The sequence below is a fragment of the Opacimonas viscosa genome (genome assembly GCF_024199005.1).
GTDB classification, from domain to species: domain Bacteria; phylum Pseudomonadota; class Gammaproteobacteria; order Enterobacterales; family Alteromonadaceae; genus Opacimonas; species Opacimonas viscosa.
Window position 1 is genome coordinate 1 of sequence record NZ_JANATA010000108.1, and the last position, 275, is coordinate 275.

1 protein-coding gene is annotated in these 275 nt (G+C 42.5%); it reads left to right on the forward strand.

The genetic code is table 11. From position 1 onward, the window contains the following. The coding region (gene zapE, locus NLF92_RS12900) for an AFG1/ZapE family ATPase (protein WP_254102612.1) at positions 1-140 on the forward strand (140 nt) is incomplete at its 5' end. Positions 141-275 lie beyond the last annotated feature (135 nt).

Consider the following 275-nt stretch of genomic DNA (forward strand, 5'->3'; position numbering starts at 1 on the left):
TAAAGCTGATCATATCTGCAGAAGTCGCGCTAGAAAGCTTGTACACCGAGGGGCTACTTAATTTTGAGTTCAGGCGCTGTCTGAGCCGCTTAAAGGAAATGCAGTCACACGACTACCTAGCAACCGAGCATTTGCCGTAAACATAAATATGGAGTCAGAGTACATTTTGACCTCATTGAAAATGTGAAAGCTACCAACCTACACCCTTTCTCGGGGCGTTCACATTGGTATTACATGAAAATTAAGGTAGAATTTCGCCTAAATTTTTTGTGTCG